Source organism: Acetobacter okinawensis (assembly GCF_002153655.1).
GTDB lineage: Bacteria > Pseudomonadota > Alphaproteobacteria > Acetobacterales > Acetobacteraceae > Acetobacter > Acetobacter okinawensis_A.
In genome coordinates, this window is the sequence record NZ_JOPJ01000033.1 from 1 (window position 1) to 18726 (window position 18726).

The window sequence follows — 18726 nt, forward strand, 5'->3', positions numbered from 1 at the left end:
GGATTCGAACCCGTGTTGCCGCCGTGAAAGGGCAGTGTCCTAGGCCTCTAGACGAACGGGACAGAGGCGTTGTTGAGGCGTTATTTAGTGGGGAAACGCAGGGGCGTCAAGCAACTAAATTGCATTTGTGCATTTTTTTTCAAACAGGGTTTCAGCGTAGTGCGGCGCAGGTTCAAGGCGTGGGCGGCAAGGTGTTTAGGGCGTGTGCTACAGGCCGAGCAGGGCCAGTTCCTTTTGCAGGGCAGGGGGCAGGCTGTTGTGCCCTAGAGCGGTGCTCAGGTCAGGTGGTGCATCGGCCGGGCGCAGGTATCGCCAACCCTGAAAAGGGCGCAGGGCGCGTGCTTCCACCCGGATGATTGTGGGATCTAGAAAAAACAGGGTGCCATCTGTGCCATCAGCCCGGACCTCGGGCAGAATGTCTACCAGACGCTGGCGGCACAAAATGAGTCCGGCAATAACCCGGTACAGTGACCCCCCTTGCAGCACGGTTTCCGCCTGTTTGGGAAAAGTGCGTGTGCGCACAACAGGCAGCATGGTGCCGCTGGTTGGGTGCGCGCGCTGGTTGATGGGCAGGTGCTGGCGCTCCACCAGTTCTTCCAGGGAGGATACGCCAACAACAAGTTTGATCAGGTTCATCATGTCAGTCACATGGGGTTGGCAGGTTGTGGCGGCAACACTTTAGCTTAGAGCACAAGAGCCGCCAGAAGGGCCTCCAGCCGCAACCGTCCTTCTGGCGTTGCACGCAATGTCTGTGCGCTCAGGTTCAGGTAGCCTTCCTGTATGGCCTGAGCCAGCACACTCTGGTCCACCGCATCTTCCAGCCTTATGCCCGTGCGGGCATAAAAGCGGAACAGGTTAATGCCCTCATACACCCGCAGGCCCATAAGCAGCATTTCCTGCGCCCGGTCGTGTGGGGTTAGCTCTTCTTCCTGCGTCTGGCCGGTGCCTGCGCGCTCCACCCGCTCGGCCCATGGTTCGGGCGCGCGGTGGCGACGGGTGGCTACAAGCGCATTGCCAAAGCTCAGGCGGCCATGCGCACCCGGCCCGATGCCCAGATAATCGGCATAGCGCCAGTAGGTCAGGTTATGCTGGCTCTCGCTACCGGGCCGCGCGTAGTTGGAGACTTCGTACGCGGCCATGCCATGGGCCTGTGTTAAGTCCGTCGTGGCTTCGTACAGGGTGGCTGCGGTGTCATCATCTGGCAGGGTAAAGGCACCTTTGCGGTACAGGGCCTCAAACCGTGTGCCGGGCTCGATTGTCAGTTGATAAAGCGAGAGGTGGTCATCTGCCAGTTGCAGGGCTGTTGCCAGTTCCTCCCGCCATGCGGCAAGGCTTTGTTCTGGCCGCGCGTAGATCAGGTCAAAGGTCAGGCGAGGGAACAGACTGCGCGCAGTCTCCAGTGCCGCACGGGCCTGTGCTGCTGAATGCTCGCGGCCCAGAAAAGCCAGTGCGCGGTCATCCAGCGCCTGAATACCAAGGGAGACACGGTTTACACCCGCCTGACGGAACTGGTGCAGGCGCCCGGCCTCCACACTGGTCGGGTTGGCCTCCAGCGTGATTTCCAGCTCCGGGGCCGCATCAAACAGGGTTCTGGCGTCTTCTATCAGGGCGGCCACGGTTTCTGGCGCCATAAGGGACGGCGTGCCGCCACCAAAAAAGATGGATGTCAGCTTGCGTCGGCCCAGACGTGCGGCGTCATGCGCCAACTCGGCCCGGAGTGCTTTTGCAAACCGGGCCTGTGGAATGGTGTCCCGCACATGGGAGTTAAAGTCGCAGTACGGGCACTTGGCCAGACAGAACGGCCAGTGGATATACAGGGCAAGTGGTTCGTTCTGCACGCGCTCAGATGGCCACCTTCACGCCCAGTTCCACCGTGCGATCGGGCGGAATACGGAAGAATTCCATGCTGGAGGTCGAGTTCCGCAGCATGAACAAGAAGATGGACATACGCCACCGTGACATACGCGGCACCGAGGAGCGTGTGACCAGCTCGCGCGATGTGAAGTACGAGGCCTGAAGGGCATCAAAGTCCACACCGTTGGCCTTGAGCTCTTCCAGCGCGCGGGGGATGTTGGGCATTTCCATAAAGCCGTAGCGCAGGATAACGCGGTACACATCGGGGGCCAGCTCTTCCACCGTTACGCGGTGGCCACGCTCGGCTTCGGGCTGGTCAAGGTTCTGTACGGTTACAAACAGCACATGGTCATGCAGAATTTTGTTGTGGCGCATGTTGTGCAAAAGGCAGGGAGGCACAAAGTCGGGTGTGCTGGTCATGAACACGGCCATGCCCGGTACGCGGATGATGGTGCGCGACTGCGGCAGGCGGGCGATAAAGGAGCCCATGGGCAGGCTGTCCTGCCGCTGGCGGGCAATAATAAGGCCGCGCCCCTTCTTCCACGTTGTCATCATCAGGGTCAGCACGCAGCCGAGCATGACGGGGACCCAGCCGCCATCGGGGATTTTGAGCGCATTGGCAGTAAAGAACGTGCCATCAAGCAGCAAAAAGCCCCCAAAGACCACGCCCACCTTCCATGCAGGCCAGTTGAAGTGCTTGCGAAAGACCGCAATGGCCAGCACGGAGGTGCAGATGAATGTGCCTGTTACGGCAATACCGTAGGCGGAGGCCAGAGCATCCGAACTGCGGAAGGCGACAACCAGCAGCACGGCCCCCACGGCCAGAAAACGGTTGAAGTCTGGCAGATAGATCTGCCCCTCTTCTTCCGCGTTGGTGTGGGTAATGCGCAGGCGCGGCATGTAGCCAAGCTGGATAAGCTGACGGCACAGGGAGAACCCGCCGGAAATCCCGGCCTGACTGGCAATAACCGTAGCCAGCGTGGACAGGATGACCATAGGCCCCTGCATCCAGTGCGGGCAGAGCAGGAAGAACGGGTTGGCCAGCGCCTTGGGGTCGGCAATGACCAGTGCCGCCTGCCCAAAGTAGTTCAGCACCAGCATGGGCAGCACAAAAAACAGCCATGCGTAGCGGATGGGTGCCCGGCCAAAATGCCCCATATCGGCATAGAGCGCTTCCGCCCCGGTGACGCACAGCACAACCGCCCCAAGTGCAAGAAAAGAGAGTTTGCCGTGATAAAACACAAACTCCAGCGCATAGGTGGGGGAGAGCGCGAGCAGAATATGGGGGTGATGCAGGATCTGGATAACCCCGAGCACACCCAGCGTGCCAAACCAGAGCAGCATGATCGGGCCAAATATGGTGCCCACACGGCCCGTACCCACCCACTGCACGCTAAACAGGCTGATAATCACCAGTATGGCTACTGGAATGACCACCTCATGTGCGGCGGGGATACTGACTTCCACCCCCTCGATAGCCGAGAGCACGGAGATGGCGGGGGTAATAATGCCATCACCAAAAAACAGACAGGTCCCTATAATACCGACCATGCCAAGCACCAGCCGCGTTCGCGCACTGGTGGTCACCCGCTGGGCAAGGGACATAATGGCCAGAATGCCGCCCTCGCCATTATGGTCCGCCCGCATGATGAGCAGCACATATTTGATGGTCACGATCAGAATCAGGGTCCAGAAGATAAGGCTGGCAACCCCCATGATCTCCCACGGTGCAGCAGAATGGTGGTCGGAGATAACCTCCACCGTGGAGCGGAAGGCGTAAAGCGGGCTTGTGCCAATGTCTCCGTACACAACGCCGAGCACGCTCAGGAGCGCAGCAAAGCCTACGGGGGCCAGAGCGTGTTGCGGCTGATCGGCGTCGAACTCGGCAATCCGCCGTGGTTCTGCTGCTCCGGGCGTCTGGTGCGTCTCACCCAGGGTGGGGGCGGAACCTGTGGGCGGTGTACTGTCGGCGTCGGTCATGGCATTTCTGGCTCCGCGTCAGGGGCAGAAGAAGAAAAAAGAAAGTCTAGGATGCCCTGCATAAAGTGCACAGCGTGCCAGAGGCAAGGCATACCGGCTACCATTATTGAGAATAGGCTATTCAGGCTAGTGCCGGGCGAGGGCCAAATATGGCGCTGCCAACCCGTACAAGGGTCGCACCCTGCGCAATAGCCTGCTCAAAATCAGCCGACATGCCCATGGACAGCACCGGCAGGCCATGAGTCTGCGCCATGCTGCGCAGGAGCTGAAAATGCGGTACCGGATTCTGCCCTGCGGGGGGGATGCACATCAACCCCCGCAGGGACGGTCCAAAACGCTGCTGGCAAAGACGGATAAATGCGTCAGCCTGCTCTTTTGGCACGCCAAATTTCTGGGGTTCATCCCCGGTGTTGACCTCCACCAGCAGGTCGGGCAGGCGGCCTTCCGCATCTGCTGCGCGGGCTATGGCGTCCACCAGAGCGGGGCGGTCAAGGCTTTCAATCATGTCGGCAATGCGCACGGCTTCGCGCGCCTTGTTGGTTTGTAGCCCACCAATCAGGTGCAGGCGCAGGGCTGGGTGGGTGGCGCGCAGGGGCGGGAATTTGGCTGCGGCTTCCTGCACCCTGTTTTCACCAAACACACACTGGCTGGCGGCAAGGGCGTCCTGCACACTCTGGAGCGGATGGAATTTGGAGACCGCAACCAAGGACACGCTGGCCGGGTCGCGCCCGGCGGCCAGTGCGGCCGCCTGCATGCTGGTCCGGACGGTGTGCAGCCGCTCTGCGATGCTGGAGGAGAGAGACGTATCCATGAAGCCCCGATATTCCCTGAAAAGACGAAGAGCAGGGTGAACCCTGCCAGTGCTCCTTAGTCTTTTAGGCGGGGGAGACGGTTAAGACAATTTTGCCAATGTGGTTGCCATCTTCCAGCGCGGCATGGGCCTGTGCCGCTTGGGCCAGAGGGAAGGTTGCGTGGATAAGGGGGCGGATATGCCCCGCATCCAGCAGGGGCCATACACGCTCATGCAGTTCGTGTGCGATGCGGGCTTTGTTCGCACTATCCCTTGGGCGCAGGCTGCTGCCGGTTACGGTCAGGCGGCGGGTCATAATCCGGGCCAGATCGGCCTGCTCCGCCTTGGCCCCGCCTTGCAGGGCAATAATGACCAGCCTGCCATCAAGGGTAAGGGATTTGAGGTTACGGTTGAAGTATGCCCCCCCGATCATGTCCAGAATGATGTTGACACCCTTGTCGTGCGTCAGCTCGCGGATACGGGTTAAAAAATCTTCCGTGCGGTAGTTGATGGCTGTGGCCCCCAGCTCCTCGCATAACGCACATTTTTCAGCCGTGCCTGCTGTGGCAAAGGCCTGCCCGCCAAATGCTTTGACAAGCTGTATGGCCGTTGTACCAATACCGCTGGTGCCACCATGGATCAGCACCCGCGAGCCCGCAGGTGGGGGCGTAGGCATGAACAGGTTGGACCATACCGTAAAATAGGTCTCCGGCAGGGCGGCGGCCTGCTCGGCGGTAAAGTCCTTGGGCCACGGCAGGCACTGACCGGCAGGGACAAGGCAATACTGCGCATAGCCCCCTCCATTGGTCAGCGCACATACGCGCGTACCCGGTTGGGGCATAGGGGTGCCCTCCTGTGGCAGACCGCAGGCTACGACCTCCCCCGCCACTTCCAGCCCCAGCCGGGGGCATGCGCCCGGTGGTGGGGGGTAAAGCCCCTTGCGCTGCATAAGGTCGGGGCGGTTAACGCCTGCGGCCATAACCCGCACCAGCACTTCTCCCCGACCGGGTTGGGGAACCTGAAGGGATTCCAGATGCAGAACGTCCGGGCCGCCGGGTTCGGTAAAGCATACGGCTTGCATGGAGGAGGGAACAACAGATGCAGCAGGCATGGGACACCGCCGTATTGGGGAGGTAGAACACAGGCTCTGATTATGGCGTGTGTGGCAAAGGGGTAAAAGAGGGCGGACGATCACGTCCGTGCTACAAGTTGGAAGGGGTAGGTGCGTGGTGGCGTTACCGGCCGTGCTTTTCCCCGGCCAGTTCACGGCGGGTGCGTTCAAGTTCTTCTGCGTAGCGGCGTAGCACGTAGCGCTCGCTCAGAATGCCCAGCACATGGTTGTTCCTGTCGGTTACGGCAAGGGCGGGCCGGGCTGTACGTTCAAAGGCCGCCACCGCATGCCCGATGGAAAAATCAGCGGCCAGTACCTCCATGTTTGTATCCACCAGAGCGGACAGGGGCTGGTCGGGGGCAATGGTAATGGACTGGATCAGATTGCTTTCCAGCAGACCGGCATAATGGTTCTGGTTATCGTGCAGCACAATGTAGCGCGGCATGCGTCCGGCAAAGGTTGTACGGGCCGAGGCAACGGTTGTGTCTGCGGGCAGGATGTCCAGTTCCGTGCGCATCATGCGGCCCACGGTCAAGGTGCGCATCCAGCCCACATCCACACCTGAGCGAATGTTCTCCCCCCGCAGGTGGAAGCGCCACGTGGCAAAGGAATAGCCAAAAATACGCTTGACCGTAAAAGAGGACACAAGGGCTGTCAGGGCTACGGCTGCGGTCAGGTTGGCGCTGTGGGTTGTCTCCAGCGTCAGCAGGATCATGGTCAGGGGGCCGCCAATAATGGCGGTGGCCAGTGCGCACATGCCCGCTACCGTGCAAAGGCCCAGAGGCAGGTCCATAATAGGGGCAACCACACTGGCAAAGGCCGCACCACCCAGCACACCCAGATAGAGAGATGCAAAGAACAGCCCCCCCCTGAACCCCGAACCAATGGACAGGGTAGAGGCCGCGGCCTTGAGCAGCAGCAGCCCCAGAGCAGCGCCGAGCAGAGGGGGGGTAACCAGCCCTTCGCGCATGGCAATATGGCCCGAGGACAAAACGGTGGGGGAAATAATGGCAAGCCCACCCACCAGCACACCCCCAACCATTGGGCGCAGCCACACGGGTTTTATGCAGGTGGCAAAAACCTGCTCCATATAGGCTGCACTTTTCATGAGCGAGACGCCGATCAGGGCACAAAGCCCCCCCAGTACCGCCAGCAAGGGGTAAGCCAGCACCGGCACGCTTTGGGGGAGGGGTACTGCGATGGCGGGCAGAGTTTCCCCGCTTACATGCACAACCGCCAGCGCACAAAGGGATGCGCATGCAACAGGTGCGAGGAGGGGAAAGGCGTAGGAGCCAATAATCAGTTCAAATGCGTAAAATGCTCCGGCCAGTGGTGCGTCAAAAGCGGCGCCAATAGCCCCTGCGGCGCCACAACCGACCAGCAGGCGCACATCAGCCCGGTGCATGCGCAGGTTGCGGCCAATGCGCGAGCCAAATGCCGCACCAATCTGGCTGAACCCGGCCTCCAGCCCAAGGGAAATGCCACATCCGTTGGAGAGAATGGTCTGCCCCGTAACAATCAGGCTGTCACGCAGGGACATGCGCCCACCATGCAGGGCATTGGCCTCAATCGGGTCAACAGGGCGGTGGCGGTTGTGGCGTTGTAAATAAAAGTGCCACAGCCCCAGCAGCAGCCCGCCCATGGCAGGCACCAGCAAAGCGCGCCATGGCGCCACGTGCTCCAGCCCGGACAGGCGTTTGTAACCGGGGGCCAGCAGGTTGTGGGCCAGCAGGGTGGTAAAGGTAATCAGGCTGACTGCCAGCCCGGCCAGTATGCCGGTTACGGCTGCCAGTACAATCAGCCACAGGGAATCCGTACGTACCAGTGCCCTCAGGGCCGCAAGCCACCGGGCCGGTGTCTTATGGGTACGCAGGTGTTCCAGCAGCGCTGTCATGCTTTATGGCATATCAGCAAGGGGGCAGGCCGTCCAACATGTTGTATGAATGTCATACTGTTTATGGAGAGGGCGTGCCTTGCCAGAGGTCAGGGTGCCGGTGGTTTTGCCGCCAGAATGCGCGAGATGTCATCCTCGCTCAGGTGGTAATGGAAGAAGATATTGTAAAAATTGCGCATGGCTGTCCGTATATCCAGATCAGCGAACAGCGTGGGGTGGAGCATTTTGGCAGCCCACTGGACTTGCAGCAGTTCCTCGCAGCCATAGCGGTCCCATGCAAAAACGCCCTTGGGGTTGCCCCACCATTTTTGCTGCCTGAAGGCGTTGAGGGTCCGTAAGGGGGAGGTGGCGGGGAGCTCTCCGGCGGAGGAGTCCACAATCACCACATCGGGGTTCCAGACTGCAATCTGCTCAAAGCTGACGGGTCTGTGGTTGCCTGTCACTCTGGCTGCATTGGTACCACCCGCAGCCTGAATCCATGCATCAATCAGGGTTTTTTCCCCATCAACCTGCAGGGGGGACAGGCGCGCGATATGGAGCACACGCGGGCGTTCCGTTTCGTGTAGCTGTGCGGTGCGGAACTTGAGCAGTTCCAGCACCCGCTCCATTTCCTGATGGTAGCGTTTGGCGGTATTGTGCGCCTCCAGCGTGCCAATGGCCTCCGCACTCATGTCCAGCGATGCCAGCATGTCCGGCATGGTCATGTATTCGGCTGCAAGGGCTGTTACACCAGCGCGCCGCAGTTCCTGCGCTTTGGCAGCAGTTGGCACAAACACAAGGCCAATTTTGTTGGCCAGTAGATACTCCGCACTGACCGTATCAGGCTTGACGCCCATATGTGCCATGTACAGAACCGGCGCAATTTTAAAAAGCCATGGGTTGTCCGCTGCATTTTCTGCCGTAACCCGTATGCGTGGGGCGGCACCCAGCATCACGCTGATTTCGTTATGCGCATACCACAGGTCCGCAATGGGGGGCGCATCATCCTTGATCTCGACAGTTGCGCCGCTCATATCCGTTACAAGGCGTGCCTGCACGTGCAGTGGCGCGCATAGCAGAAAACCTGCGGCCACACCCGCCACAAGGTGCAGCAAACCAGAACGTCGGGGGTGAGGGAGGGTCATGCGGTCATCCTAATTTTATATACATTAAAATATGGACAGGGTGCTTGCAAGGCGGATTGGTAACACAGAGTGCACAGCCCTGCGCTTATGCACAGGAGGGAAAATGCGAAAACACAGTGTGATGGTGGGGAGCAGAGTGTTGTATTACGCAGCGCAACTCTCGCACGCCAAGCGTTTTGCGCAGGCACGCAGGGCAGAGGGGATGGATGCGTATGTCGTGCCGGACCAGACACCCCGCCCCGTGCGCAAGGTGCGCATGAACCCGTTGACCGGACAGCCCTATAACAGGCCCGGCACGGGCAGACGCACGCCGTAGCCCACCACGCGGGCGGAGTGTTTGTTCAGACCGTGACCGTGCGGTTGCGCCGCCAGCTATCCTCCAGCGCATCGGCTGGGTCGGGGTGCGGGTCGCTCCATGCACCGCTCTGGCCGGGGGCGTGGGTCAGGGCACGCCAGAGTGCCTCCCCGGCCTGCCGCTCGATAGTTACATGCCATGATGGGGGAATGCGCCCGAGCAGGCGTTCCATTTTTTGCCCGGTGGTAAGGGGTTTGGCGTAATTATGACCCATATCTGCCAGTCTTTCAGCTTTTTTTGGCTTTGAGCAGCCCCATGATCTGGGCAATGGTTTCCGCTGGCTGGTGCAGGGTTGAAAGGGACCATGCAGCCTCGTCCGGGTGCGGGGGTTCAAGCGTTTCCAACTGATTGGGGAGCTGGGAAGAGGGCATAAAATGCCCCGTGCGCGCCTCTACACGCGTATGCAGTGTGTTTTCATCCGCATGTAAATACACGAACTGCACAGCCAGCCCCTGCGCCCGTAGCCGGTTGCGATAGGCGCGTTTGAGGGCTGAACAGGCCAGAATGCCCCCCGTGTTCCGCTCGGCGCAGCCGCGAAGCCACGTGTGGCAGCGCTCCAGCCACGCGCTGCGGTCTGCATCGGTCAGGGGAATGCCGTCGCGCATTTTGGCAATGCTGGCTGGCTCATGCAGTGTGTCCGCATCCAGCCATGGCCAGCCCAGTTCGTTGTGCAGACCCTCGGCAATGGTTGTTTTGCCACTGCCGCAGACCCCCATAACCACTACAAGCTGCCGGGTAATGCCGTGTGCGGCAGGCTGGGCGGGGAGCGCATGGTCTGGTGGAAAAGCGGAGCTGTTCAGGGGCATGTCCGCCCTCCTTGGGGTGTGAGCACACGAATGCCCTCCGGCCCTGCTGTAATGGTCTGGGTTGCCATATGCAGGAACAGGCCATGCTCCACCACGCCAACAATGGCGTGCAGGTCAGCGCTGAGTTTTTCTGGCTCCATAATGGCCGGAAAAACGCAGTCCAGAATAAGGTTTTTTTCATCCGTGAGGAAAAAAGACCCATCGCGCATGCGCCGCGGTGTAACCTGTGCGCCTAAATGGCCCAGCTTGCGCGCGGCGTTTTCCCAACCAAAGGGAATGACCTCCACAGGCAGTGGGCAACGCAGGCCCAGATGGTCCACGTATTTGCTGGCATCTGCCACCACAACAAACTGGGCTGCTGCTGCTGCTACAATTTTTTCCCACAGCAGGGCGCCACCAAGTCCTTTGATCAGGTTCAGGGTTGCGGGTTCAATTTCATCCGCGCCATCAATGGCAATATCCAACTCGGGCTGCTGGCCGAAGGTGGTGAGGGGGATACCCTCCTCGCGCGCCTGTTTTTCGGTCACGATGGATGTGGGAATGGCCGTAATGCGCAGCCCTTCCTCGCGGATGCGGCGGCCCAGTTCAGCCACCACAAATTTGGCGGTGGAGCCGGTGCCAAGGCCCACGGCCATGCCGGTCTGCACCAAGGACGCAGCCTGAATGGCGGATTGCTGCTTGAATGCGGCTGCGGGGTCTGGCTGTGTGGCGGTCATGCGTCTGTTTATCCTTGTTCGTGTTGCACCAATGGCGCGGCGGCCTGGTCTGTAAACCATGTCAGATCGCCCTGCGCGGTAATGGCACTGGCGGGGCAGTTCGGGTCCTGCGCGCGAATACGGGCGAGAATATCCCGTTTGGCGGCACCTTCCACCAGAAAAACAACATGCTGGCTGGCGTGGATAGCAGGGTAGGTAAGCGTCAGGCGGGTATGGGGTGCGGCAGGGGGCACGCAGGAGGCAACCCATGCCGTATGGTTGTGCAGCACCGGCTGGCCGGGAAAGAGCGATGCGGTATGCCCATCGGTGCCAATGCCGAGGAACTGAACATCAAAAAAGGGCCTCTCGGGCATAAACTCTGGTGCGCCATAAAGGGTTTTGAGTGTGTGTTCGTATGTTCTGGCAGCCTCTTCCGCCGTGCCATGGTCAGGCATGGGAAAAATGTTGGAAGCCGGAATGGGCGCTTTGGAAAACAGCAGGCGCTGCATCATGCCAAAATTACTGTCTGCATGATCGTGCGGAACAAATCTGTCATCCCCAATAAAGAACTGCATATTATGCCACGGAAAACGCTCCACATAAGGTGCGCTGGCCATACGGGCGTACAGGTGCTGGGGGGTGGAGCCACCGCTGAGCGCCAGCCGGAATGGTGTGTGGGGGGCTTTGGCAAGGCTGCGGGCAAGCAGCCAGTCCGCCAGCCCTGTGATCAGCGCCTCCCGCGTGGGAAAAACGCGCATGGTGCCGGTGGCGGTTGTCTGTCCGGGCATGTCTGGCTCCTTTGTGGTCATTGGGGGGAGGGCGCGCCGGGTGTGGCTGGGGTGGGGTGCGGCATGTTACCCGCCGGAATGGTGCGTGGTAGCACAATGTCCGTTATGGCGCGGGCCCATCCCTCCTGCGTATTGGCGCGGGTTACAAAATGCGCACAGGCCTGCACATCGGGGGTGGCCTGCCCCATGGCAATAGACAGCCCGGCAATGGACAGCATGGGAATATCGTTGTTCATATCCCCAATGCAGGCCACTTCATCCACGCTTATGTTGTAGTAGTCTGCCAGTTGGCGCACCGCATGCCCCTTGTTGGCGTGCAGGGGTGTAATATCCAAAAACCATTTGCTGGACAGCGCCACACAGGCCCGCCCGGCCAGTTTGCGGCCAATGTCGGCTTCCTGTACCTGCAATGCGGCGTGGTTGGCGGTTGAGCCTGCAACCTTGCCAATGTTGTGCAAGCATGTGCTCAGGTCAGCGACCTGCGTGGGTATGGTTTGTACGGTTCGACTTTCTGCCAGCACCAGAGGGTTTTGCGCGTTACGCACAAGCCAGTCATGGCCACGGAACAACCATGCATCCACATTCTGGCGTTCCAGCATGTTCAGCGCTTCCAGCACCGTTTGCGGGTCCAGAGAGAGGCGGGAGCGTATGCTTCTGTCGGGGTTAAAGAGCGTTCCCCCGTTGAGAGCGCCATAAGGGGTGCGGATCCCCAGTTGGTCAAAGTACATTTCCATGCCGCCGGGTGGGCGGCTGCTGACAAGGCAGAGTGGAACACCCGCCCGCTCCAGCGCACGGATGGCGGACAGACTTTGGTCTGTGACCTGCTTGTCGGGGGTGAGCAGCGTGCCGTCCATGTCGGACACAACAAGGCGGATGTGGCGGGCTGGGGCGCGCGCGGGACCATGCCTGTTCTGCCCAAAACCTGCCATTGCGCGCTCCCGGTGTGGCCCTGCCAGTGTGCTGGCAGGGCTATGCGGCTTGTGTCAGCCCTTGTTTTCCACGTGGCCACCAAAGCCAAAGCGCATGGCGGAGAGCACTTTTTCGGCAAAGGTATTGTCGCTGCGTGAGCGAAAGCGCGTGAACAGTGCGGCTGTCATGACCGGTACAGGCACGGCCTCCTCAATGGCGGCCTCAATGGTCCAACGTCCCTCGCCCGAATCACTGACTTCCCCGCTAAAGCTGGCCAGTTCGCCATTTTTGGCCAGAGCCTGTGCGGTCAGGTCCAGCAGCCAGGAGGAGACCACGCTCCCCCGCCGCCAGACTTCGGCAATGTCTGCCATGTTGAGGGAGAAGCGTTCCTCTTCCGCCAGCAGGGGTGAGTCCTTGCGGTACATCACGTCAAACCCTTCGGCAAACGCCTGCATCATGCCGTATTCAATGCCGTTATGCACCATTTTGACAAAATGGCCCGACCCGGCAGGGCCGCAATACAGGTAACCCTGCTCGGCACGGGGGTCCAGATCGTCCCGGTCGCGTCCGGGGGTGCGGGGAATATCCCCCATGCCCGGAGCAAGGGCTGCCAGAATGGGGTCAATATGATCGGCAGCTTCTTTTGCGCCGCCGTACATCATGCAGTAGCCGCGCTCTAGCCCCCACACCCCGCCTGATGTGCCGATGTCGAGGTAATCAATCCCCTTTTCGGCCAGCACTCCGGCGCGGCGGATGTCGTCCTTGTAGTAGGTATTGCCACCATCGATCACAATATCCCCACGCCCCATGAGCCCGGCGAGCGACATGACGGTCTGCTCCGTAATCTCACCCGCGGGGAGCATGGACCACACGATTTTTTTGGGGCCATGGAGCTGCGCCACCACATCGGCCAGACTGTTCGCCCCCGATGCGCGCCCGGCTTCTGCCCGTTCTACCGTTTTTGCGACCGCCGCGCTGTCCTGATCGTAAACAACAACGTCGTGCCCAAATCGTGTCAGGCGGACGGCAATGTTGCCCCCCATCCTGCCCAGCCCAACAATGCCAATCTGCATGATGTTTCTCTTGCCTTCAGTCTCTGATTACAGGGCGTCATGCAGGGCGGCGGCAAGTGCTGCAAGCCCCTGCTTGAGATCGCCGCGGATATGCACGCGCAGGGCACGGCGTTTGCGCTCGCTCAGCACGTCAAAATCACCACGTGCCTGTGCGCTCTCGACCACGCCAAAGGTGTAGCTGGTGCCGGGTACGGGCAGGTCCCGCGCATTGTCCGCCGTAATCTGGAGGAATACGCCGGTGTTGGGGCCACCTTTGTAAGCCTGACCTGTGGAATGCAGGAAGCGCGGCCCAAAACCTGTGGAGGTGGCAATGGTTTTGGCATTGCGCACGTGCAGGCGGGTGTGCTGGAGCCATTCCGCCGTCTCGCGGTTGCGCTCGATAAAGGCCAGCAGGGCTACGTAGTCACCGGGCTGGACGCGGTCAAAGTGGGCTTTGAGGATGGCTGACGCGCTTTCGGCCTTTACCGCAGCAGCATTGTCCGGGTCGGTAAAGAAGGCAAGGGGGCCAAATTCCGCAAACGGGGTCTGCGCGGGCAGGGCGCCTGTTTTTTCGTAGGCTTCCGTCAGCTTGCGGGTCTCCACCTTGGTGGATTCCACATCGGGCTGGTCAAACGGGTCTATGCCCAAAAAAGCCCCCGCAACAGCAGTGGCGACCTCCCAGCGGAAAAACTCCTGCGCAATCTGGCGTTTGCTGTGCAGGTTGATGGTCACAACCGGCTGGCCTGCCGCAATCAGGGTGGCAATGGCCTCATCCTGCTCATGGCGGTGCTCGGTGCTCAGGCGGAGGTAAACGAACAGTCGGTCGTGGCCATAGCGGTTGGGGCCGCCCAGTGTTTCGTTATCAATGGGGATAATGCCCTTGCCGTGCTTGCCGGTGGATTCTGCCACCAGCTGCTCCAGCCATGCGCCAAAATCCGCAATCTGCGGTGTGGCGATAATGCTGAGCTTGTCGCGCCCCAGTTGTGTGGCGGCAACCCCCATAAGGGCGCCAAGCTGTACGCCGGGGTTCAGGGCTGGCGGCACGCTGGCATCGCACAGGCGAACACCCCGCAGGGCATCTTCCAAAAACAGGCGTACAGGCACACCAGCGGCTGCGGCGGGTACAAGCCCGAAGTTGGAGAGAATGGAATAGCGGCCACCAATTTTGGGGTCGCCTGCAAAAATTTTCCAGAACCCTTCTTCTTTGGCCAGAGCCTCCAGCTTGGAGCCGGGGTCGGTAATGGCCACAAAATGCGCGCCTGCTTTGTCTTTGAGTGCGCGCTTGGCCAGATCGTGGAAGTAGGCCAGCATAATGTTGGGTTCAAGCGTTGTGCCGGACTTGGAGGCAACGATGAACAGCGTATGCGCGGGGTCTATCTTGCGTTCAAAGGCGGCGACCTGCTGCGGGTCCGTGCTGTCGAGCACATACAGGTGGCCAAAGCCTTCGTGCTTGCCAAAGGTCATGGCCAGCACTTCCGGCCCCATGCTGGAGCCGCCCATGCCCATGAGCAGCACCTGCTGAAAACCGCGTGCGCGGACTTCGGCCTGAAAAGCCTCCAGCTCTTCCACATGGGCCAGCCGTTCGTCCACCACATCCAGCCAGTTGACCCAGTCTGCTTCCGACTGGCTGGTCCATACTGCGGCGTCCTTGCGCCACAGGCGGCGGATGGTGCCAGCCTTGCGCCAGTCTTCCAGCCCGGCATCCAGTGCAGATTGCAGGTCGGAGGGCAGGCTGGTTTTAAGGGTGGTCAGCTTGGTGCCCATAAGCGCGATCTGCTTGGCAGCAACCGAGCCCAGGAGCGCATCAAAGGCATCTTCAAAGGCGCTTACGCCATCGTTGAGCAAGGTTGTGGTGACGGTGTTCAGGTCCAGCCCAAGGCGCTCGGCACTGTCCATGACCGCGCGGGCTTCGGCTACGCCTTTTGTCAGGGTCTCGCTGACCGTACCGTGGTCACGGAAGGCATCCAAGGTGGCGGGGGGTAGGGTGTTGACGGTCTGCGGGCCGATCAGCGTGTCCACATACAGCACGTCGCTATAGGTCTTGTCCTTGGTGCCGGTGGAGGCCCACAGCAGGCGCTGGGTCTGTGCTCCGGCATCTTCCAGCGCTTTCCAGCGCGGGGTCTGCATGATCTCCTGCCAGTAGGCGTAGGCCATTTTTGCGTTGGCGATGGCGACTTTGCCGCGCAGGTCCCGCAGGCTCCGGGCGTCCTTGTCCCCGGCGTTGATGCGGCGGTCTATGGCGGCATCAATCTTGCCATCAATACGGCTGACAAAGAACGAGGCAACAGATGCCACGCGGGACAGATCCCCCCCACGGGCCTTGAGGTCTTCCAGCCCGCTCAGCCACGCTTCCACCACATCGCGGTAGGCGGCGAGCGAGAAAATAAGGGTGACGTTAACGTTAATACCCGCAGCAATTGTCTGGCGGATAGCCGGAATGCTCTGCGGTGTGGCGGGTATTTTTATCATCAGGTTGGGGGCGTTTACATCTGCCCACAGCCGTGCGGCCTCATGCGCCGTGCCTGCCTCGTCCCGTGCAAGGTAGGGCGAGACCTCAAGGCTGACAAACCCGTCCCGCCCTTTGGTCTGCTCATAAACCGGGGCCAGAACGCGGGCAGCGGCCTGAATGTCGGTAACAGCCAGCCGTTCGTACAAGGCTCCGGGGGAGAGGGTTTCATGCGCCAGAATATCGCGCATCTGTGGGTCGTATTCCGTGCCTTCGCCCATGGCTTTTTCAAAAATGGCGGGGTTGGAGGTGACACCACGTATGTCCCCACTCTGCACCAGTTGGGCCAGTGACCCGTCCTCCACAAATGCGCGGCGGATAAAGTCCAGCCATGGGGACTGATGAACCGTGGCCAGCGCCTGTAATGGGTTGCTGCCTGTGGGCACAGAGGCGGTCATACGTGCATATCCTTATCCTGCCCGGCTTCTCTGCCATGGAGCATGCCGGGCTTCATCCTGTAACCGTTACGCCAGACTGGGCTGTCTGGTTCAGCCCAGTTGTTTGCGGGCGGCGTTGAGAACGGCGTCCACCGTAAAGCCAAAGTGTTTGAGCAACTGGCTGGCAGGGCCAGATGCGCCAAACCCGCCCATGGCGATAATCGCGCCCGTGGGGCCAGCATACCGGTCCCACCCAATAGGGGAGCCTGCTTCTACCACCACGCGTGCGGTTACGGCGGAGGGTAGGACGCTTTCACGGTAAGATTGTGGCTGTGCCTCAAACAGTTCCCAGCTTGGCATGGATACCACGCGGGCGGGCACGCCCTGAGCACTCAGGGTTTCGTAAGCTTCCACGGCAAGGGAGAGCTCGCTCCCCGTTGCGATCAGGATGACCTTGGGGGCCTGTTCGCTGCTGGCCAGCACATACGCACCCTTGGCCAGCCCGGAGGCGGGCGCATAGCGCGTGCGGTCCAGCGTGGGCAGGTTCTGGCGGCTCAGCGCCAGTGCGGCCGGGCCGGAACGGTTGGCAACAAGGTAGCGCCATGCTTCGGCTACTTCGTTGGCATCCGCAGGGCGTAGGGTAACCAGACCGGGGGTGGCGCGCAGTTGTACAAGCTGTTCAATGGGCTGGTGGGTCGGGCCATCTTCCCCCACACCAATGGAATCGTGGGTGAAGATATAGGTTACCGGCAGCCCCATCAGGGCGGACAGGCGGATAGGCGCCTTCATGTAGTCCGAGAAGATCAGGAACCCTGCGCCGTACGGGCGCAGGCCATACAGCGCCATGCCGTTGACTATGGCGCCCATGGCGTGTTCACGCACACCAAAATGGAAGTTGCGCCCGGCATAGCTGCCACCCCACTGGGCGGGCTGAAAACTCTCCTCCCCCTTGAGCAGGGTTTTGGTGGAGGGGGCCAGATCGGCCGAGCCACCCAGCAGCCATGGCAGGCGGCCAGCAACCGCGTTCAGCACCTCGCCAGAGCTTGCGCGTGAGGCCGTGCCTTTGGCATCGGTGGGGTAGAGCGGAATATCCGCGTCCCAGCCTTCGGGCAGGGAGCCGCTGAAGATGGCATCCAGCTCGCCCGCCTCATGCGGGTGGGCTGTGCGGTAGCTGGCAAACAGCGCGTCCCATGCGGTGCGGGCCGCAGCGCCACGCGCACCAAGCCCTGCACGCATGTGGGGCAGCACTGCATCTGGCACGGCAAAATTGCTGTCTTCTGGCCAGTTGAGGAATTTTTTGGTCTCACGCACTTCTTCCGCACCCAGCGGTTCACCGTGGGCGGAGGCCTTGCCTGCCTTGTGCGGGGCACCCCATGCGATAACCGAGTGTGCGATAATCAGGGTTGGCTTGCGCGTTTCCGCCTTGGCGCTGGCCAGCAGGTCCATAAAGGTGGCGGTGTCGTTTGCGTCCTTGAGTTCGAGCACCTGCCAGCCATAGGCCGCAAAGCGCTCGGCCACATTTTCGGTAAAGGCGACTTCGGTCGAGCCTTCAATGGAAATGCGGTTGGAATCGTAAATCCAGGTCAGGTTGCCCAGCTCAAGGTGTGCGGCAAGGGAGGCGGCCTCGCTGGAGACCCCTTCCATCATGTCGCCATCACCACACAGCGTGTACACATGGTGGTCAAACAGGGTGAAGCCGGGTTTGTTGTAGCGGGCCGCCAGCCATTTTTCGGCAATGGCCATGCCTACGGAGTTGCCGCAGCCAGCGCCCAGCGGGCCTGTTGTGGTTTCCACCCCCGTGGTGTGGCCATATTCGGGGTGGCCGGGGGTTTTGGAGCCAAACTGGCGGAACTGTTTGAGGTCTTCCACACTCAGGGCTGGCGCATCCGTAACCTTGCCGTCTGTTACCTGCCGGATACCCGAGACGTGGATAAGCGCATACAGCAGCATGGAGGCATGGCCGATGGACAGCACAAAACGGTCGCGGTTAGGCCACAGCGGGGCCGTGGGGTCGTAGCTGAGGGCGTTCTGCCACAAGGTGTAGGCGATGGGCGCCATGGACATGGCAGCACCGGGGTGCCCGGAGTTGGCGTTCTGCACGGCATCCATGACCAGTGTGCGGATCGTGTTGATGCACAATGTGTCCGGGTTGTTTGCGCTACCGGCCTGTGCGCCGGCTGGTGCACGAAGGGGGGTAGAAAAAGAAACGCGCATAGCGGGCCTGTCCTCCAGCTGGGCTTTAGTGCCAAAGCCCGCAAATAATAAGGGCGGAGCCTGCGTATGAGGCTCCGCTAAAAGAAGTTTTTGCACAATTCCACGGTTCCGCGTTTTTCGGCAAGAGACGAGCTTGCCCGCAGTGGAACCCTTGCGGAGTTATCCAGTTGGACCCATTATATCAAAAGAGTTGTTTTTCTGCCATGTGCGCCCGCAGGTCTTATACCATCAGGCTGGTTTGGGGGGTGTGGCGGGGGGATGCTTTTTTTCC

Annotated in this window: 16 protein-coding genes; 1 reads left to right on the forward strand and 15 read right to left on the reverse strand. The window is 60.7% G+C overall.

Annotated features, from left to right (window positions below):
- Window positions 1–207: 207 nt before the first annotated feature.
- The 7 genes from HK26_RS11070 to HK26_RS11100 form a co-directional block, all read right to left on the reverse strand.
- Window positions 208–639: a DUF1489 family protein gene (locus HK26_RS11070; RefSeq protein ID WP_086639837.1), complete on the reverse strand. Its 432-nt coding sequence runs from the start codon at window positions 637–639 to the stop codon at window positions 208–210.
- Between the two features lie 44 nt (window positions 640–683).
- On the reverse strand, window positions 684–1838 hold the full coding sequence (hemW, locus tag HK26_RS11075; protein WP_086639838.1) for a radical SAM family heme chaperone HemW: 1155 nt from the start codon (window positions 1836–1838) through the stop codon (window positions 684–686).
- Window positions 1839–1842: 4 nt separating this feature from the next.
- The gene (locus HK26_RS11080; protein ID WP_086639839.1) at window positions 1843–3834 is read right to left on the reverse strand and encodes a potassium transporter Kup; all 1992 of its coding nucleotides are present in this window, start codon (window positions 3832–3834) and stop codon (window positions 1843–1845) included.
- Between the two features lie 121 nt (window positions 3835–3955).
- Window positions 3956–4645 carry a YggS family pyridoxal phosphate-dependent enzyme gene (locus HK26_RS11085; protein ID WP_086639840.1) on the reverse strand — a complete coding sequence of 230 codons (690 nt, stop codon included), beginning with the start codon at window positions 4643–4645 and terminating at the stop codon, window positions 3956–3958.
- Window positions 4646–4709: 64 nt separating this feature from the next.
- The gene (locus HK26_RS11090; RefSeq protein ID WP_086639841.1) at window positions 4710–5735 is read right to left on the reverse strand and encodes an NAD(P)H-quinone oxidoreductase; all 1026 of its coding nucleotides are present in this window, start codon (window positions 5733–5735) and stop codon (window positions 4710–4712) included.
- A 124-nt stretch (window positions 5736–5859) separates the two neighbouring features.
- A complete protein-coding gene (locus tag HK26_RS11095) occupies window positions 5860–7629 on the reverse strand; it encodes a chloride channel protein (RefSeq protein ID WP_086639842.1) in 1770 nt (589 codons plus the stop codon).
- Window positions 7630–7718: 89 nt separating this feature from the next.
- Window positions 7719–8753, reverse strand: coding sequence for a TroA family protein (locus HK26_RS11100; RefSeq protein ID WP_086639843.1), 1035 nt, complete (start codon window positions 8751–8753; stop codon window positions 7719–7721).
- A gap of 103 nt (window positions 8754–8856) precedes the next feature.
- On the opposite strand from HK26_RS11100, the gene HK26_RS11105 reads away from it, so the two are divergent.
- The gene (locus tag HK26_RS11105; RefSeq protein ID WP_086639844.1) at window positions 8857–9069 is read left to right on the forward strand and encodes a hypothetical protein; all 213 of its coding nucleotides are present in this window, start codon (window positions 8857–8859) and stop codon (window positions 9067–9069) included.
- A gap of 25 nt (window positions 9070–9094) precedes the next feature.
- Here HK26_RS11105 and HK26_RS11110 read toward each other — a convergent pair whose 3' ends face one another.
- From HK26_RS11110 to tkt, 8 genes are all read right to left on the reverse strand, one after another.
- On the reverse strand, window positions 9095–9322 hold the full coding sequence (locus HK26_RS11110; protein ID WP_086639845.1) for a hypothetical protein: 228 nt from the start codon (window positions 9320–9322) through the stop codon (window positions 9095–9097).
- A gap of 13 nt (window positions 9323–9335) precedes the next feature.
- On the reverse strand, window positions 9336–9914 hold the full coding sequence (locus HK26_RS11115) for a gluconokinase (protein WP_086639846.1): 579 nt from the start codon (window positions 9912–9914) through the stop codon (window positions 9336–9338).
- Complete coding sequence (gene rpiA, locus HK26_RS11120; protein WP_086639847.1) at window positions 9905–10630, reverse strand: ribose-5-phosphate isomerase RpiA; 726 nt, start codon at window positions 10628–10630, stop codon at window positions 9905–9907. The genes HK26_RS11115 and rpiA overlap by 10 nt, the downstream gene beginning before the upstream one ends.
- A gap of 8 nt (window positions 10631–10638) precedes the next feature.
- On the reverse strand, window positions 10639–11397 hold the full coding sequence (gene pgl, locus HK26_RS11125) for a 6-phosphogluconolactonase (RefSeq protein WP_086639848.1): 759 nt from the start codon (window positions 11395–11397) through the stop codon (window positions 10639–10641).
- Window positions 11398–11414: 17 nt separating this feature from the next.
- On the reverse strand, window positions 11415–12326 hold the full coding sequence (locus tag HK26_RS11130; protein WP_086639849.1) for a Cof-type HAD-IIB family hydrolase: 912 nt from the start codon (window positions 12324–12326) through the stop codon (window positions 11415–11417).
- Between the two features lie 54 nt (window positions 12327–12380).
- On the reverse strand, window positions 12381–13379 hold the full coding sequence (gnd, locus tag HK26_RS11135; protein ID WP_086639850.1) for a phosphogluconate dehydrogenase (NAD(+)-dependent, decarboxylating): 999 nt from the start codon (window positions 13377–13379) through the stop codon (window positions 12381–12383).
- A 27-nt stretch (window positions 13380–13406) separates the two neighbouring features.
- Window positions 13407–16262, reverse strand: a complete 2856-nt coding sequence (locus tag HK26_RS11140) for a bifunctional transaldolase/phosoglucose isomerase (RefSeq protein ID WP_086639851.1) — start codon at window positions 16260–16262, stop codon at window positions 13407–13409.
- 90 nt (window positions 16263–16352) lie between these two features.
- Window positions 16353–18455, reverse strand: coding sequence for a transketolase (tkt, locus tag HK26_RS11145; protein ID WP_086639852.1), 2103 nt, complete (start codon window positions 18453–18455; stop codon window positions 16353–16355).
- Window positions 18456–18726: the final 271 nt, after the last annotated feature.

Bases quoted from the DNA above. Each gene is read 5' to 3' on its own strand.
- HK26_RS11070 (WP_086639837.1), bottom strand. From the start codon at position 639: ATGATGAACCTGATCAAACTTGTTGTTGGCGTATCCTCCCTGGAAGAA.
- HK26_RS11080 (WP_086639839.1), bottom strand. From the start codon at position 3,834: ATGACCGACGCCGACAGTACACCGCCCACAGGTTCCGCCCCCACCCTG.
- HK26_RS11085 (WP_086639840.1), bottom strand. From the start codon at position 4,645: ATGGATACGTCTCTCTCCTCCAGCATCGCAGAGCGGCTGCACACCGTC.
- HK26_RS11090 (WP_086639841.1), bottom strand. From the start codon at position 5,735: ATGCCTGCTGCATCTGTTGTTCCCTCCTCCATGCAAGCCGTATGCTTT.
- HK26_RS11095 (WP_086639842.1), bottom strand. From the start codon at position 7,629: ATGACAGCGCTGCTGGAACACCTGCGTACCCATAAGACACCGGCCCGG.
- HK26_RS11100 (WP_086639843.1), bottom strand. From the start codon at position 8,753: ATGACCCTCCCTCACCCCCGACGTTCTGGTTTGCTGCACCTTGTGGCG.
- HK26_RS11105 (WP_086639844.1), top strand. From the start codon at position 8,857: ATGCGAAAACACAGTGTGATGGTGGGGAGCAGAGTGTTGTATTACGCA.
- HK26_RS11110 (WP_086639845.1), bottom strand. From the start codon at position 9,322: ATGGGTCATAATTACGCCAAACCCCTTACCACCGGGCAAAAAATGGAA.
- HK26_RS11115 (WP_086639846.1), bottom strand. From the start codon at position 9,914: ATGCCCCTGAACAGCTCCGCTTTTCCACCAGACCATGCGCTCCCCGCC.
- rpiA (WP_086639847.1), bottom strand. From the start codon at position 10,630: ATGACCGCCACACAGCCAGACCCCGCAGCCGCATTCAAGCAGCAATCC.
- pgl (WP_086639848.1), bottom strand. From the start codon at position 11,397: ATGCCCGGACAGACAACCGCCACCGGCACCATGCGCGTTTTTCCCACG.
- HK26_RS11130 (WP_086639849.1), bottom strand. From the start codon at position 12,326: ATGGCAGGTTTTGGGCAGAACAGGCATGGTCCCGCGCGCGCCCCAGCC.
- gnd (WP_086639850.1), bottom strand. From the start codon at position 13,379: ATGCAGATTGGCATTGTTGGGCTGGGCAGGATGGGGGGCAACATTGCC.
- HK26_RS11140 (WP_086639851.1), bottom strand. From the start codon at position 16,262: ATGACCGCCTCTGTGCCCACAGGCAGCAACCCATTACAGGCGCTGGCC.
- tkt (WP_086639852.1), bottom strand. From the start codon at position 18,455: ATGCGCGTTTCTTTTTCTACCCCCCTTCGTGCACCAGCCGGCGCACAG.